The 15679-nt window shown below is 63.0% G+C and carries 14 protein-coding genes; all 14 read right to left on the bottom strand.

What is annotated here, in order from left to right:
* Nucleotides 1-454: 454 nt before the first annotated feature.
* On the bottom strand, nucleotides 455-1324 hold the full coding sequence (gene rfbA / locus ABLE43_RS20640; RefSeq protein WP_348980011.1) for a glucose-1-phosphate thymidylyltransferase RfbA: 870 nt from the start codon (nucleotides 1322-1324) through the stop codon (nucleotides 455-457).
* Entirely contained in the window at nucleotides 1321-2238 is a 918-nt protein-coding gene (rfbD, locus tag ABLE43_RS20635; RefSeq protein ID WP_285139440.1) for a dTDP-4-dehydrorhamnose reductase, read from the bottom strand. Before rfbD ends, rfbA begins: the two co-directional genes overlap by 4 nt.
* Nucleotides 2239-2264: 26 nt before the next feature.
* Nucleotides 2265-3317 carry a dTDP-glucose 4,6-dehydratase gene (gene rfbB, locus ABLE43_RS20630; protein ID WP_285139439.1) on the bottom strand — a complete coding sequence of 351 codons (1053 nt, stop codon included), beginning with the start codon at nucleotides 3315-3317 and terminating at the stop codon, nucleotides 2265-2267.
* A 13-nt stretch (nucleotides 3318-3330) separates the two neighbouring features.
* On the bottom strand, nucleotides 3331-3900 hold the full coding sequence (gene rfbC / locus ABLE43_RS20625) for a dTDP-4-dehydrorhamnose 3,5-epimerase (protein WP_348980010.1): 570 nt from the start codon (nucleotides 3898-3900) through the stop codon (nucleotides 3331-3333).
* Nucleotides 3897-4142: a hypothetical protein gene (locus ABLE43_RS20620; RefSeq protein ID WP_285139437.1), complete on the bottom strand. Its 246-nt coding sequence runs from the start codon at nucleotides 4140-4142 to the stop codon at nucleotides 3897-3899. The genes rfbC and ABLE43_RS20620 overlap by 4 nt, the downstream gene beginning before the upstream one ends.
* Nucleotides 4143-4175: 33 nt before the next feature.
* Nucleotides 4176-5762, bottom strand: a complete 1587-nt coding sequence (locus ABLE43_RS20615; protein WP_348980009.1) for a right-handed parallel beta-helix repeat-containing protein — start codon at nucleotides 5760-5762, stop codon at nucleotides 4176-4178.
* Nucleotides 5763-5814: 52 nt separating this feature from the next.
* Nucleotides 5815-6765 (bottom strand): glycosyltransferase family 2 protein, encoded by a 951-nt coding sequence (locus ABLE43_RS20610; RefSeq protein WP_285139435.1) that lies wholly within the window; start codon nucleotides 6763-6765, stop codon nucleotides 5815-5817.
* A 119-nt stretch (nucleotides 6766-6884) separates the two neighbouring features.
* Nucleotides 6885-7622, bottom strand: coding sequence for a glycosyltransferase family 2 protein (locus ABLE43_RS20605; RefSeq protein ID WP_285139434.1), 738 nt, complete (start codon nucleotides 7620-7622; stop codon nucleotides 6885-6887).
* Nucleotides 7619-8845 (bottom strand): hypothetical protein, encoded by a 1227-nt coding sequence (locus ABLE43_RS20600; RefSeq protein WP_348980008.1) that lies wholly within the window; start codon nucleotides 8843-8845, stop codon nucleotides 7619-7621. The genes ABLE43_RS20605 and ABLE43_RS20600 overlap by 4 nt, the downstream gene beginning before the upstream one ends.
* Nucleotides 8842-9789, bottom strand: a complete 948-nt coding sequence (locus ABLE43_RS20595) for a glycosyltransferase family protein (protein ID WP_285139432.1) — start codon at nucleotides 9787-9789, stop codon at nucleotides 8842-8844. Before ABLE43_RS20595 ends, ABLE43_RS20600 begins: the two co-directional genes overlap by 4 nt.
* Nucleotides 9790-9826: 37 nt before the next feature.
* The gene (gene glf, locus ABLE43_RS20590; RefSeq protein WP_285161358.1) at nucleotides 9827-10960 is read right to left on the bottom strand and encodes a UDP-galactopyranose mutase; all 1134 of its coding nucleotides are present in this window, start codon (nucleotides 10958-10960) and stop codon (nucleotides 9827-9829) included.
* Nucleotides 10957-12219, bottom strand: a complete 1263-nt coding sequence (locus ABLE43_RS20585; RefSeq protein ID WP_348980007.1) for a flippase — start codon at nucleotides 12217-12219, stop codon at nucleotides 10957-10959. Before ABLE43_RS20585 ends, glf begins: the two co-directional genes overlap by 4 nt.
* A gap of 59 nt (nucleotides 12220-12278) precedes the next feature.
* Nucleotides 12279-13484, bottom strand: a complete 1206-nt coding sequence (locus ABLE43_RS20580) for a hypothetical protein (protein WP_348980006.1) — start codon at nucleotides 13482-13484, stop codon at nucleotides 12279-12281.
* Between the two features lie 3 nt (nucleotides 13485-13487).
* Nucleotides 13488-15665 carry a GumC family protein gene (locus ABLE43_RS20575; protein WP_285139428.1) on the bottom strand — a complete coding sequence of 726 codons (2178 nt, stop codon included), beginning with the start codon at nucleotides 15663-15665 and terminating at the stop codon, nucleotides 13488-13490.
* Nucleotides 15666-15679: the final 14 nt, after the last annotated feature.

Here is a 15679-nt window from a genome sequence, read left to right as displayed (position 1 = left end):
GCAAGCTCAAGGAGTTCAAGCGCATCGCCATGCGAGCCTGCAAAACCGACCGCAGCTTCGAAGCCATGATCCACCTCGTCGGCGCCGTCATCAACTCACGATGAATCCCCACAGACCCTAGCGTACGTTTTCGACCATCCTCTCACCGTTCCCCAAGAAGATCGAGGCGGTTCTCGCCGCGATCAACGCAGGTGCCAGCAAGGCGGCGGTGTGCCGGAACTCCGGCGTCGCGCGTTCGATGCTGATCGATACGCTGGTGTGGATCGGTTGGACCAGCCCGGCCAGAGCGTGACCCCGGGTGCCGCGTCGGTGCGGTACCGGACGGGCAACGCCTTGGCGCTGCGCATCAAAGGAGGAGGCACGCGCTTGTGATGGGGCACTTGCGGTATGTTGACGATATAGACGCATCGTCGCAATGCGCGGGGCGGGAATACCCCCGCCCCGCGCCGAACGCTCAGCGCCCCTCCACCGCCTTCAGGATCGCCCGGCCGTAATGGGTTTTCTTGAACCGCTCGCCCGCCGCGCGTGCCTGTTCGGCCGAGATGAAGCCCATCTCGTACGCGATCTCTTCCAGACAGGCGACCTGCACGCCCTGGCGGTGCTGGAGCGTGCGGACGAACTCGCCCGCCTCGAGCAGGCTGTCGTGGGTGCCGGTGTCGAGCCACGCATAGCCGCGGCCCATCTGTTCGACGTACAGGTCGCCCGCTTCCATGTAGAGCCGGTTGAGATCGGTGATCTCCAGCTCGCCGCGCGGGGAGGGCTTGAGGTTGCGGGCGAATTCGACGACGCGGTTGTCGTAGAAATACAGGCCGGTGACGGCGTGGTTCGACTTCGGTGCCGCGGGCTTTTCCTCGAGGCTGATCGCGCGGCCGCCCTCGCCGAACTCGACCACGCCGTAGCGCTCGGGGTCCTCGACGCGGTAGCTGAACACGGTCGCCCCGCTCGGCCGCGCGACCGCGCTCGCCAGCAGGTCGGTCAGATGCGCGCCGAAGAAGATATTGTCGCCCAGCACCAGCGCGACATTATCGTCGCCGATGAAGTCCGCGCCGATGGTGAACGCCTGCGCCAGGCCGTCGGGGCTGGGCTGTTCGGCATAGGCCATGGTCAGGCCGAACGCCGATCCGTCGCCGAACAGGCGGCGGTAATTGTCGATGAACTCGGGCGACGAGATGATCAGGATGTCGCGGATTCCGGCCAGCATCAGCACGCTGAGCGGATAATAGATCATCGGCTTGTCATAGACCGGCAGCAGCTGCTTGTTCACCGCCAGCGTGGCGGGGTGCAGGCGGGTGCCCGAGCCCCCGGCGAGGATGATGCCCTTCATGCGTCATGGTCCTTTGTCGTGCCGATGAGTTCGTCGAGGATGTCGGAAAGCGCCGCCTGCCAGCCCCGCGGCTCGATGCCATAGGCGGCGCGGATCGCGTCGTGGCTCAGCAGCGAATTGGCCGGGCGCTTCGCCGGGGTCGGATAGTCGCTGCTCGGGATCGGCACGACCTGCGCGGTCGGCCCGCCGCGCTCGCCGCTCTGGCGGAAGATCTCGGTCGCGAAGCCCGCCCAGTGGGTCGCGCCCGCGTTGCTGAAGTGGAAGGTGCCGACGGGCGCGTCGGCATCCTCGATCAGCCTGAGCGTGATCGTCATCAGCGCGCCCGCCAGATCGGCGGCGCTGGTGGGCGAGCCGTGCTGGTCGGCGACGACGGTCAGCTGCTCGCGCGCGGCGCCCACCCGCAGCATCGTCTTGACGAAATTGTTGCCGTGCGCCGAGACGACCCATGCCGTGCGCACGATCGCATGGCGCGCGCCGCTGGTCCGCACCGCCAGCTCGCCGCCGAGCTTGGAGGCGCCATAGACGCCGAGCGGCGCGACCGGATCGTTCACCTCCCATGCGCCGTCCTTGTCGCCGGCGAAGACATAGTCGGTCGACACCTGTACCAGCGGGATGCCCGCCTTGACGCAGCCTTCCGCAAAGGCGGCGGGCGCCATGGCGTTGACCGCCCAGCAGGTGACGAGATCGCTCTCGGCCTTGTCGACCGCGGTATAGGCCGCGCCGTTGATGACCGCGGCCCAGTCGCGCGATGCGACCATGGCGGCGATCGCGGCGGTATCGGTCAGGTCGAGCGTGTCGACGTCGACCGCGACGACCTCGTAGCCCGCGGGCCATGCGCAGCGTTGCAGTTCGGTGCCGAGCTGTCCGCCCGCACCCGTCACGAGGATCGCCTTGGTCACATCATTCTCCGCCATGTCGACATGTCGACGTATCGACAATCCTACGCGGCGATGCCGCGACGCTCCGACGCCTTGGCCGCGACCAGCGGACGCCACCATGCCTCGTTCGCCAGATACCATTCGACGGTCTTGCGGATGCCGCTCTCGAAGGTTTCCTGCGGATGCCAGCCCAGCTCGTCGCCGATGCGCGAGGCGTCGATCGCATAGCGCTTGTCATGGCCCGGACGGTCGGCAACCTCGGTCATCTGCTCGGCATAGGGCCTGCCGTCGGCGCGGGGGCGCAGCTCGTCGAGGATCGCGCACAGCGTCTGGACGACCTCGATGTTCTGCCGCTCGTTGTGGCCGCCGACATTATAGGTGCGCCCGACCTCGCCCCGCTCGAACACCGCCTGCAGCGCGCGGACGTGATCCTCGACATAGAGCCAGTCGCGGATCTGGTCGCCCTTGCCGTAGATGGGGAGCGGTTCGCCGTCCAACGCCTTGGCGATCATCAGCGGGATGAGCTTTTCGGGGAAGTGATACGGCCCGTAGTTGTTCGAGCAGTTGGTGATGAGCACCGGCAGCCCGAAGGTATGGCCCCATGCGGAAACCAGGTGGTCCGACCCGGCCTTCGACGCCGAATAGGGCGAGCGCGGATCGTACGGCGTGTCCTCGGTGAACAGGCCGGTCTCGCCCAGAGTGCCATAGACCTCGTCGGTCGAGATATGGTGGAAGCGGAACGCCTGCTTCGCTTCCGGCTCGAGGCCCAGCCAGTAGCTGCGCGCCTCGGACAGCATCACGAAGGTGCCGACGACATTGGTCTGGATGAACGCGCCCGGCCCGTCGATCGAGCGGTCGACATGGCTCTCGGCGGCCAGATGGGTGATGACGTCGGGCCTGAACTCGGCGATCGCCCCGCGCACCGCGTCCGCATCGCAGATGTCGCCCTGCACGAAGCGGTAGCGGTTGCTCGCCGCGACGCGCTCGACGGTGGTCAGCGTGCCCGCATAGGTCAGCTTGTCGAAGTTCAGGACCTCATGGGTCGTGTTCTCGATCAGGTGGCGGACGAGGGCCGATCCGATGAAGCCGGCGCCGCCGGTGACGAAGATGCGCATCCTGGGGGTTCCTTTAGTCGAGCGGGGCCAGCGGGCGGCCGTCATAGGCGAACGGGCTGTCGAAGTCGGCAAGGGTCGGCTGCACTTTGTCCTTGGGGCTGAGCTCGGGCGTCACGCCCTCCGGGATCGGCCAGTCGATCCCGGCGCTGTCCCAGCGGATGCCGCCGTCATGGTCCGGCGCATAGGTGTCCGAGCATTTGTAGGTGACTTCGCAATTCTCCTCGAGCGTCACGAAGCCGTGCGCGAAGCCGATCGGAATGAAGAGCTGGTGGCCGTTCTCGGCCGAGAGTTCGGCGCCGACCCACTGGCCCCAGGTCGGCGATCCCCGGCGCACGTCGACCGCCACGTCGAAGATCCGGCCCCGGATACAGCGCACCAGCTTGTCCTGGCCCCTGGGCGGGGTCTGGAAATGCAGCCCGCGCAGCGTGAAGGCGGGCACCGAGAGCGAGTGGTTGTCCTGCACGAAGGTGCAGTCGATCCCGAGCTTCGCGAAGGCGGGCACCGAATGGACCTCGGTGAACCAGCCACGGGCATCGCCGAAGCGCCGGGGGCGGATGAGCTGGACGGGGGGGGTATCGGTCATAGCGGGTACCTACCCGGATGGCGGAAAGGTCGCAATGTGGCGTTGGCCGGATCGTACATTTCTTGCGCAGTACATGAAAATACCCCGATCTCGTCGTGATAGGATGCAAGGGATATTTTGTTGCGGGCGATGGCCGCAACATCGCTGTCGTTCCGGAATGCGGACGCATCCGATCGGCAAGCACGGACAGGCATGTTGCGCACCAGCATTTCGACGATCAAACCGCCATCGGGCGACAGCACGACAGCCTATTGGAACGGATCGACGGAAATCGATCAGCTGGTCTGCCATTCGGGCCAATATTCATACCATGCCATGCCGGGTTGTAATGTCCCGGTGAAATCGCCGCTTGTCCGGTCCGCGGTCCGCAATGCCGCTATTCCGGGGCCGCGCAGCGCCTGGACATAATAGACGGAGGTGTCGATGCGGACATATCGGCCCACGGTCATCGTTCCGCCCGCATGGCGTACCAACGTCTCGCCTCCTATGCGGCGGCTGCATTGCCCGTTCCATGCCGGCTCGGTCGTCAACGTCCCCGCTGCGCCGGTGTGGTATTCGGCATCGGCGGTTTCGGCGCGCGCGCTGCCTTCGTCCATGTTCCACATGCTCGCAACGGCGACATGAAACGTGCGATCCGCATGATTCGACGGATTTCCGAGCGGCGGCGCCGTATAGGGCAGCCGCCCGCGCAACGGTCCTTCGTAATAAGGTTGTCGAATGACCGATTTGACCAGCGTGCTGTTTTCCGCCGGAATATAATATAGAAACTTTCCTATGTTACGGAAATAATTCTGTTCTATTGCCAGATAGTGACTTCTACCGGTAAAATACATACCGTAATCGAATCCGTCTATCATATTTCCGGAAATCATCGATCGTCCGGAGGAATTATTGCAATATATACCACCTAATTTTCCAGAACCCTTGCCTTTTTGTATTTTATTGTTAGCAATAATGTTATTTTCGCTTCCGGTATTGATGCGATTAAGCCAAACTCCTGCTTCTTCTATATCCTGAGCATTATTTTCTGATACGATGCTGTTGCCGCCAGATTCAAGAAAAACGAAGGTAGCGCATCCGGAGCATATGTTTTTACTGATGACGTTTTGACCTTGCGACAGATTGTTGCTTTCAAGGTCGATGGCATTATTGCCGATATTGGTAAGGGTATTGTTCGACAGGATGGCATTGGCGGCGTGCTGCAACTGGATGCCGATATAGCCGATGCTGTCGAAACGCATGTTGTCGATCGTGCAACCGGTGGAACCGCGTGCGATCTGTACGCCATTGAACGACATGTTGCGGATCGAGCCCGCGGCGATCGTACAGTCACGCGCGTTCACCAGTACGATACCGCTCATCTTGCCGCCCGCGGCGGTCGCGTTGCCGTCGATCTGGCAGGCGATGCGGACGTTCTCGATCGGCTTGCCGTCCCAGTTGCCGATGATGGCTCCTGAACCGCCGCCCTTGCCGTCGGCCAGGCGCAACGTTCCCGGCCCGTGCAGGTGCAGGTTGGATTTCGGACGGATGCAGACGCTGTTGGTACCGAAGGTACCCGGAAGCGCGGGATGACCTTGCGGTTCGACCGGCCAGATGCCGGCGGGAACATAGACTTCTCCGGTCGTGCTGCGGTCGATCGCCTGCTGCAATGCTGCGGTGAACTGCGCCGCGCTGGGCGGGGTGTCGGGCAGGAAATCGGTGGGGGAAATCGCGCGCGTGGCGGCCCGGCGGTCGCTGACCGGCTCTACCGGCCGCGGTGTCGACTGCATCCCATGGGCGGCGGGGACCACACCGCCGACCGCCACCGTCGCCAGCGCCGCCCGGCGCGTGATTCCGTCCGTCACAGCGTTCTTTTCCGTCATGTGTCGTGCTGACCGTCTGTTGCCCGGGCGATCAACCTCAAACGGCACCCGTTCAGGATCGGTTCCGGGACGGTACCGACAACCCGGCAGGGCTGCTCCAGTAACCGCGATACATGCCTATCCGACGCTTCAGCCCGAGCGGTAATCGGGCGTCCTGTTGTCCCAGCTTGTAGCCCAGCAGACGCAATGCGCTGCGGAAGATCGCTCCGGGCCAGAGATGCAGGCGTCCCGTCCCCAGAAATGCGAGTTCGGACCGGACGAAACGAAAGCCTTCACCGCCGGCACCGCCGAAGGCACGCCGGATCCAGGGTTCGCGGGCATGGAATACGCCCATGTCGAAGTACCGGCGGAATTCCTCGTTCAGGGTGTAATTATGCGAATGTCGACATTGCGCATCACCGGAATAGGCGACCTTCCACCCCGACAGCACCATCTTCGCGACAGCGTACATATCCTCCGCGAAGATCACATGGTCGGGGAAGCCGCCGACTTCGCGCAATGCCTCGCCACGATAGGCGGCGAAGGAGTTCGACATGAACACGGTCTTGAGGCCTAGTTCGGGGATATCGTCGCGCGTCTTGACCCGCCCGGTCGCCGGATAGTTGAAATGCCGCGCGAACTGGGCCGAGGGGGTCGCATCGAGGTGGGGCAACTGGCGTCCGCAGACGGCCCCCATGCGGGGGTCGGCAAAGGGAGCGACGAGCCGCTCGATCGCATGCGCATCGACCAGGCACGCATCCTGGGTCGCGAACACATAGATGTCATAGTCCGGATGCTCGTCCACCATCCGCTGCCGCGTTCCCCCGTGGTTGAATTCGCGGGACGGAATGACCGTGACATTGGGCGTCCGTTCGCGCGCCAGTTCGAGCGTACCGTCCCGCGACGAGGAATCGACGATGAACAGATCGAACCGCGCGGTCTGCATCCGCAGTGAATCGAGCAGCCGTTCAAGGTCATCGCGCCCGTTGTAGGTCGGAACGATGCAGGCGATGCGAAGCGTCATACGAAGGTTCCGATCGTCGCTGGCGTCAAGTCAGCGAAATGGGTGTGGGCGCGCCCGACACGGGCGTCATATCGAATATTTCCAGCGGGAAAAGGCGTGCGGAAACGGCATATACCGCTTCACGTCATGCGGCGGTTCGGACGCCGGAGCAGGATCTGGACGATCGCACGCAGTACCGCGGCCCGCATCGCCAGTCGGTGGCCGATCGAGAAGGTCGATTTCTCCCCGGTCGCCGAGGAATTGGCGCCATGGCGACGAAACAGGATCGTCGGCGTCTCGACCCGGCGGACGCCGCCGCGCAGTTCGGCGAGCAGGCCGATCAGCCAGTCGTGCCATGGCAATCCGCGCGGAAAGGGCAGGGCGGATTGCACGAGGTCGCGACGGAATGCCATGCAGCAACCGACGAAGCTGTTCTTGGCAAGGTTGCGCCAGAAACCGCCGCGCACCCCGACCGAGCGGAACACGGTCGTGTCCAGCGACTGCAACGCGCCATCGACCAGGATGCCGTCGAGCATGACCAGCTCGCAATCGCGAAGCGAGGTGCGGATCAGATCGACCCGTCCGTCGAGCCAGACGTCGTCCTGGTCCGACAGGGCGATGGCGTCCTTGGTGGCGTGACGCAGGACGCGCTCGAAATTGGGGACCACCCCGCCCGAACGATCGGTGCCGACGATCCGGATTCGATCGCCATAGGATCGCAGGATCGCGAGCGTATCGTCGGTCGATGCGTCGTCCGACACCAGCAACTCGTCATCGGGGCCGAGCTGGGCGAGGATGCTGTCGATCTGCGCCCGCAGATAGGCGCTGCCGTTGTAACTGGCGAGGCATACCGACAGCGAAGGCGCGGTGGCGCTCATGCGCTCTTCCCGTCGCGGGCCGTCCGGTCTCGTAATCCCAGGTTCCAGAAATAGCCTGCCATGAAATACAGCATCCCCATGATCTTGTAGGAGAGATAGACGTCGATCATGAACATGTTGATCGTGAAAACGATCAGGCACAGCCACATGACGCGGGTGTTGATCATCCGGATCCACGCCAGATAGAACAGGATCAGCGCAAGAAACCCGCCTTCGGTGACGAGACGCAAGAAGCCGCCGTCGAGCGCCGGACCCCATATTCCGTGACCCAGACCGATCAGGAACGAGAAATCGTCCGACAGGAAGATGGAGATCGCCGTGCTCCATTTGATCACACGCATCATCCAGCTCGCATCGCCATCCTCGACCTCCGCGAACTCGGCGAACCCGTCGAAATCCGTGTCCTTCCCACGGAAAGCGAGGGCGTTGGCAAAAGAGTCGACGTTATTCGACGAGAACAGCCCGGCCGATCGCGACGTCAGCGGATTGTCGACGAAGGTGAGCACCATGGCGATGGCAAGGCCGATCACGATGACCGTCGGTGTCTGCAACGGATTGCGACGCGCACTGAGGATCATCACCGCCATGGTGATGATCAGCAACGCCAGCAAGGGCATGCGCGCACCGGTGATCAGCACCAGGGCCGCCGCCACGGCGAACCCGATCAGCCGGGGCAGGGTGCGTTGCTCATAGCAGAGATACCAGGCAAAGGCGAAATCGATCAGTACGCCGACTTCCCATGGCCCGCCCGTCAGGCCGATCGGCCGGTCGGCGACGGAGGCGACATAGCCTTCCGACGAAAAACCGCCGACGATGCCGGCATATTGCAGCAGGATGACGACCGTGTTCAGTCCGACGAGGACCGCGAGCGGCCGGGCAAGGTTGATACCGCCGTTCCATGCCGCCGAACCGGCGATCAGGAACGTCGCATATTCCATGAACCGGATGGGGTAGAGGATCGATCCCCGGCTGAAAACGAAATTGTTGATGAGGGTGCAACCGATGCACCACCCGAAAAAGATCAGCAACAGGCCGGTCCGCGGCAGGGCCACATGCCCCTTGGCGACAAGATGATACAGCAGCGGGATGCTTGCCGCGATCAGCAGGTCGTCGATCCGGATACCCGCGCTCTCTCCCGCGAAGGACAGCAGATTCAGTTTCGGCAGAATGATCAGTATCCAGAAGAATATTCCTATTCTTCTGGATATCAACTGCATGTTCATCCCATATGTCCGATAAAATCATCGACCTGGTGTTGAAAAATCTTCTTTTCGCCAGAAATCATCGCACGATAACCATCGAACATCGGGATATAAGCCTGCGGATCACGGACCGCGCGGCGCAACAGTTCCGCTGTCGCGGCAAGGCCGGCCTTGTCGGTATCGAACTTGAACATGGGATCGATCGGCACGTCGATGGAACTGTTCGCCGATCCGCGCTTGCCCACTACCACGATGCAACCGGAAATCGCGGCCTCGCGTGGAATGCGATCCTTGCCCGGATGATTGCCGAAATCGATGTAGACCGCCGCGGACTGCAACAGCGCGGCGACTTCGACCGGAGTCATGTTCTCGATCGCGCGGAAGGTCACGTCCGGAGCCAGCGCCATCAGCTTGCGGGTGAACGCGATCCCCTTCTTGGGATTGTACACCACGATCGGCTGTCGCTGCGCATTGGCGCCTTGCGCGGCGCTCGCGATGAAATCGTCCCCCAGATAATCGGACAGGTCGCCGGTGACGGCCACGTTCCGACCGGTCAGGTAGCCGCGGGCATAGTCGGACTGGACGAAGTGCATCACCTGCGGATCGTCGAACCGATAGAAGCGCTTGCGCTGCAACCAGCGGCGCCGCAGGTTGCGCTTCGACCAGAACGACCGGAAATAGAAGTCGATGCTGAGCCACCAGATGACCTTGCGCATTCCCGGCCATTCATAGAGCAGGTCGGTCAGCACTTCGGGCACGACGATCACGTCGTCGGCGCCGGGCGATGCGATGTCGGTGACATAGGGAACGGCGTATTTCTTGAAACGGGGGGCGACCGGATCGCCTTCCGCACCATGATACAGCATCCGGACGTCGACGCCGCGCGCCATCAGCTCGGCACCGAACTGATGCAACAGTTCGGTGCCGCCGGTGGCGAATTTCGGAAGGCAGGCGATATAGATCATGAGACTGGATACCGGTCGCTAGGGATGCCGCGCGGCGTCAGCGCAGCGCAAGATCGGTGAGCAGATCCTGGCTGGTCGCGAGTGCCGCGCCGACGACCTGATCCATGTTGTAATACCGATACTGCGCGAGCCGGCCGACGAAATAGACGTCGGTTTCCGCATCCGCCAGCGCCTTGTATCGCTTGAACAGCGCTTCGTTTTCCGGACGCGGAATGGGGTAATAGGGATCGCCTTCCGCCTGCGGATATTCGCGCACGATCGACGTACCCGACGCCTGTTGCCCGGTCAGGTGCTTGAATTCGGTCGTGCGGGTATAGGCATGGTCGTTGGGGAAGTTGACCGTGCCGACATCCTGATACCGGTCCTGATCGGCCAGATGTTCGTGATCGAACCGCAACGAGCGATACGGCAGCTTGCCGAAGCGGAAATCGTAGAACTCGTCGACCGGGCCGCTGTAGACGGTCTTGCGCGGGGTGACGCGCGTCCGGTAATCGGCGAAATCGGTACCGAGCATGACCTGGATGTTCGGGTGGTCGAGCATGCGCTCGAACATCCGCGTATATCCATCGACCGGCATCACCTGATACGTGTCGGCGAAATAGCGATCGTCATCGTTGGTGCGTGTCGGAATGCGCGCGGCGACCCCTGCCGACAGTTCGGACAGGTCCAGTCCCCATTGCTTGGCGGTATAGCCCCGGAAGAACTTGTCGCACAGATCGCTGCCGACCGAATTGAGAACCACATCCTCGCTGGTCTTCACCGGATCGCGCGGTTCGCGCACCCGCTCGAGGAATTCGGCGACGCCCTTTTCGTCGAGGTCGAGGCCGTAGAGCGTGTTGATCGTCGTACGATTGATCGGGATCGGAACGAGTTGTTCGCCTACCTTCGCCAGCACCCGATGCTCGTAGAAGCGCCAGTCGGTGAACTGCGACAGCCAGCGGACGATCCGGTCGCTGTTGGTATGGAAGATGTGCGGTCCGTAATCATGGACCATGATCCCGTTCGCATCGATGCTGTCATAGGCATTGCCTGCGATATGGGGGCGACGGTCGATGACATGCACCGACAGCCCGGCATCGGCGGCCTCGCGGGCAACGACGCTGCCGGCAAAGCCTGCGCCAACGACCAGGACGTCGGGGCCGCGAAGCGCGTCGACGGTTTCGGTGTTCACCATATCCTCACTTTTCCAGAAAACGGGCCGCGGCCGGTCGCGCGAAGCGCCGCGACCATAGCCAATGTTACACCTATTTCAACCGCGATATTCGCCATTGCCGCACCGATCGCACCGTAATAATAGGCGAGAGGAATAAATACTACCAAGTTGAATATGGCTGAAATTAGCAATATCCTACTGAATATCTTGCTCATGCCCAAAGGTATCATCGTCTGCGTACCGAATATATTGGAGCATACGACTATGAAAGGCAGGGGTGAAAGGATGCGCAATACCTGAATGGACAGTGCGTAATCGGGGCCGAACAACATCCCGACCACGAACGGTGCGAGCAGGAAAATCGCGATCGACACGGCGGCCGCAGCGCCGCCCAGGAAGATCAGCAATTTGCGGTTGAACGCCAGCAACTGTTCCGGCGCCTGTGCGGCAAGCCGCGACGCATGGGGATAGAGCGCGTTGCCGATCGGCGCATACAGCATCTGCACGGCGCGGATGATCCGTTCCGCAACGTGGAACTGGCCGACCACCGCCGCGGGGGCGAGCAGACCCAGGAAAAAGGCGTTGCTCGACGTATAGATGTTGATGGCGGCAGTGGATAGAAAGACGTGCCACCCTTCGTGCAACTGGTGACGTAGTTGCGCGCCGGTCGGCCATGTGATCCGTCCGCCGCGCAGCGCCGACAGCGTCCGCGGCAACGCCAGCAACCCGCCGATCAGGAACCCGCTGCCTTGCAGGAAGGTCGCCAGATACAGGTCATCCGGCCCCTTCACCACCACGAACAGCGCACCGAAGGCGATCAGCCGGGCGGCGACTTGGATCGCGCTGACCGCTTTCAGGCGTTCGAGCCCCTGGAACAGCCATTGGGGATACAGGATGTTGCCGACCACCATGCCATAAGCGGCGATCAGGATCGGCAGATCCCTGGCGAAACGTTCAAAGCACAGGGCCAGCAGCCATAGCAGCCCAAATCCGGCAATCGAGAAGGCGACGCGGATACAGGTGATCGCCGACCATATCCCGGCAACGGCATCGATGTCGTCGCGATGCAACGCGATGTTCTTGGGACCGCTCAGCGTGAACCCGTAATCGGTAAGGATTACGAAGATCTGCGCGACGGACAGGGCGAATGCCATTCGGCCCAGATCGTCCTGGCCCAGGACATGCGCCAGATACGGCAGGGCAAGCAACGGCAACGCAAGGTTGACGATCTGCAGCAGGCCGAGCGCTGCGGCATTCTCGATGATCTTCCGGGCCATGCCGCGTCTTATGTCCTGTTGCGGGTCGCGCGGGTGCGGCGGTTGCCGTATCGCATGGTTTATCGGAACGACAATTGGCCGAAGGAAACGGATGCGGTGTCCTGGCCATCGCCGCCGCGCGCGGACAGCGCGAAGCGTATGCCGCGGCAGTTTCCGGGAACCGGCACGTCCCGCTGGAATGCTCCGGCTTCGCCTCCGGCGGAAGTTTCCTGCTGCCAGAACGGTGTCTGGCCGCTTCCCGGGACGCAGGACAGGCGCCAGCGCCACGCGGCCTCGGACTGGCGCTGCCCCGGGGTCACGCGCATCGCGAACCGATACTGCCGACCCCCCACGACCGGCAGGATACGGGACAGGACCGGGCCGTTGGCCAGCGGGTCGATCTGGATGTCGAAGCCGCCATCCTCGTTCATGGATGCGAGGATGCCCGGGGTCGGATCGATCGACCATGCCAGATTGCCGAGGCGGCCGTCGGTCGTGGTCGGCGATGCGGCAAGCTGCGCCAGCGCCGCGGCGTCGAGCTTTCGCGTCGCCCGCAGCGCATAGTCGCGGGCGGCCGTCACCTCGCCCATGTCGGCAAGATTGCTGATCAGGCGCGCGTTCACCCCGTCCATCGCGTCGCTGTGGATATCGTTCGCAACCGGGGACAAAAGGCGCAGGACGTTACGTGGATCACCGTGAACGATCGCATGGAACAGCATCGGGCTGACCCAGCGAACCTGACGACGGACATAGGGCCGCAACGCTGCGCGAATGGGTTCTTCGGCAATCGCGTTCGCGAGGATCGGGAACAGTACCGGTTCGAGCCGCGGGTGCACGGTCAGCGCATAGTGATAGTGGGTGATGGCCGCGGCGATATCGTTGCGCTGGACCGCGCGTTCGATCATCCACAACTGGGTGCCGGCGTCGCGTTTCGACAACCGGTCGGCGACCGCCATGATCCGGTCGGCGGCCGGATCGCCGCGCACCGCGGCATCCACACCGAGAATCCGCACCGCGCCCCGATTGATGGGCGATTGCATCACCGCGCGCCGGCCGATCTGTACTTCGCGTGCGGACAGGGGATCGTTCTTGCCATCGGCGCTGCGCCGGTCGATCACCGCCGTGAAGGTCGCGGCATCGTCCGGTCGCATGGCATAGGCGATGGCCGGGTTGGACGAGCGCGCCACGTCGATGAACGCATCCCGCCATGCCGCATAGGCCCCGCCGAGGGCGGCGGCCGCGATGATGCCGACGCCGATCTGTCGGGGAAGCCCGTTCAGCGGCATGGATCAGCCCTGCTCGCCGTATCGCTCGCCATAGGTATAGCCATAGCCTTCCCTGCTGGTTTCCACCTTGGTCAGGACGATGCCGAAGATATGGGCGTTGACGAGTTGCAACCGCTTGATCGACGCCTGGATACCGCGCGTCGCGGGTCCGGCCCATTGCACGATGTAGACGATGCCTTCGACCGCATTGGCGATCAGGGGAGCATCGGTCAGCCCGAGCACCGGGGGGCTGTCGATGATGACATGGTCATATTGCGTCAGCGCGTCCTGCACGAAGGAACGCAGCCGATCGCCGCTGAGCAGTTCCGCGGCGCTGGGCGGCAGCGGTCCTGCGGCGATGATCGCGACGTTCCGGGTGTCGGTATCGCGCACCAGACCGCGCCAATTATCCTCGCCTGCGAGGTAATTGCTGAACCCGGCCTCGTTTTCGACCCCCGCCATGTGATGGATCGAGGGCGAACGCATGTCCGCGTCGACCAGCAATACCCGCTTGCCGGTACGGCCGAGCACGGTCGCGAGCGACAGGGACGTCGACGACTTGCCCTCGCCCGGCACGGTGCTGACGATCGCCAGCGATCGCGGAAAGCCGTGATTGGTCGAAAAGGCGAGGTTGGACCGGATACTGAAGTAGGAGTCGAAGAGCTGCGACTTGCTGTCCCGCAACTCGGTGATTGCATTGCCCTTGATCGCAGGCGTCGTGCCCAGCAGGGGCAGCTTGAACAGCGGTTCCACCTGCGTGACGTCGCGCACCCCTTCGTCGATCTGTTCGAGGACGATCGCGGTGACCGCCGCCAGACCGATGCCCAGTACCAGCGCGACCGCTAGATTCAGCAACAGCTTGGGCGACGAGGGCTTTTCGGGAACGATGGCCGGTTCGACCACCGTGATGTTGTTCGCGCCGATCGAACCGGCGACGCCGATCTCCTTGTAGCGCTGCAGCAGTGCGTCGTACAGCTGGCGATTGGTGTCGGCTTCGCGCTGGTAGATCGCATATTGGATGTTTGAACGGTTCTGCGTGTCCAGTTCGCTGCGGACGGCAGCTACCTGCTGGCGAAGCTCGTTCTCGCGGCTTACTGCTTCCTGATATTCGCGCTGACGAACCGAAGAGATCCGCCCGGTTTCGCGTGCGATCGCACTGTCGATCGTGCGGATCTGCCCGGCGATGGCGCGGGCCGCCGGATATTGCGGCTCGAAATTCACCAGGAGCTTGGCATATTCGGCGGCGGCGACCGCCCGCTGCTGGCGCAGGTTCGTCAGGGTGAGGTTGTTGAGCGCCTCTCCGCTGTTCTCTCCCTGGCTCGATGCCCGCGACTGGGCGGCGATCCGTGCCGCGATCGCCTGGTTGAGCGCGGTGCTCAATTCCTCTAGGTTGCTGGTGGTCAGCGTGCGGCTGCCGACGCTGCGTCCGTCACGGTCGCGTTGCTGCTCGATCGTGACGATGCCCGACCGCGATGCGAACAACACCGCCTGGCGTTCCGACTCCTCGAGCCGCTGCCGCAGCGATACGAGCCGGTTTTCCAGAAAGCGTCGCGCATCCGCGGTCGAAGCGAACTGCCGGTCCATGCTCAGTTCGATGAACGCGGTTGCCCATTTGTTGGATATCCTGGCCGAAAGATCGGGCGAACGGCTCGTATAGTAGATTTCGACGAGACGCGATGTGCGCACCGGCGAAATATCGATGTTCTTCAGCAGCGTATCGACAACGAGCTTCTGACGTTCCTTGCGGATCTGGGCTGCGTTCTTGCCGTCGCGCTCGTCGGGATAGTCCCAGTCGAGACCGTGGCCGTCGAAGAACTCGCGACTGTTCACCAGATTGAGCTGGCTGGCGACGCGCTCGGCCAGCGGACGGGTTGCGAGCAGGGCATATTGCGTCGAATAGAATTCCTGGTCCCGCCCGGCCTCTTCGCTTTCGAGGCCCTCGACGTTGGTGACCTGCTTCTGCTGACGGCTGATCTCGACCTGCGTCCGCGCGGTGTATTTGGGCGAAGTCAGGAGCGTCAGCACCAGCCCCGCCACGACACAGGCGACGATGATGCCGACCATCAGCCACCGCCACCGCAGTGCCGTGTTCCAATATTGCAGCAATATTGGCTGCGACGTCTGCTCCATGCCTTCGCGCTGCAGGGGCTGCAGCGGTTCCGGGGCCATGAACGGCGCGGCGGGGGAAACCATGTTGCTCATAGATATCGGATCAA

It is taken from the genome of Sphingomonas silueang (assembly GCF_040049155.1).
In the GTDB taxonomy this organism is placed as follows: Bacteria; Pseudomonadota; Alphaproteobacteria; order Sphingomonadales; family Sphingomonadaceae; genus Sphingomonas; species Sphingomonas silueang.
The sequence above is the reverse complement of the archived record's forward strand: the minus strand, read 5'-3'. Positions and strand labels throughout refer to the sequence as shown.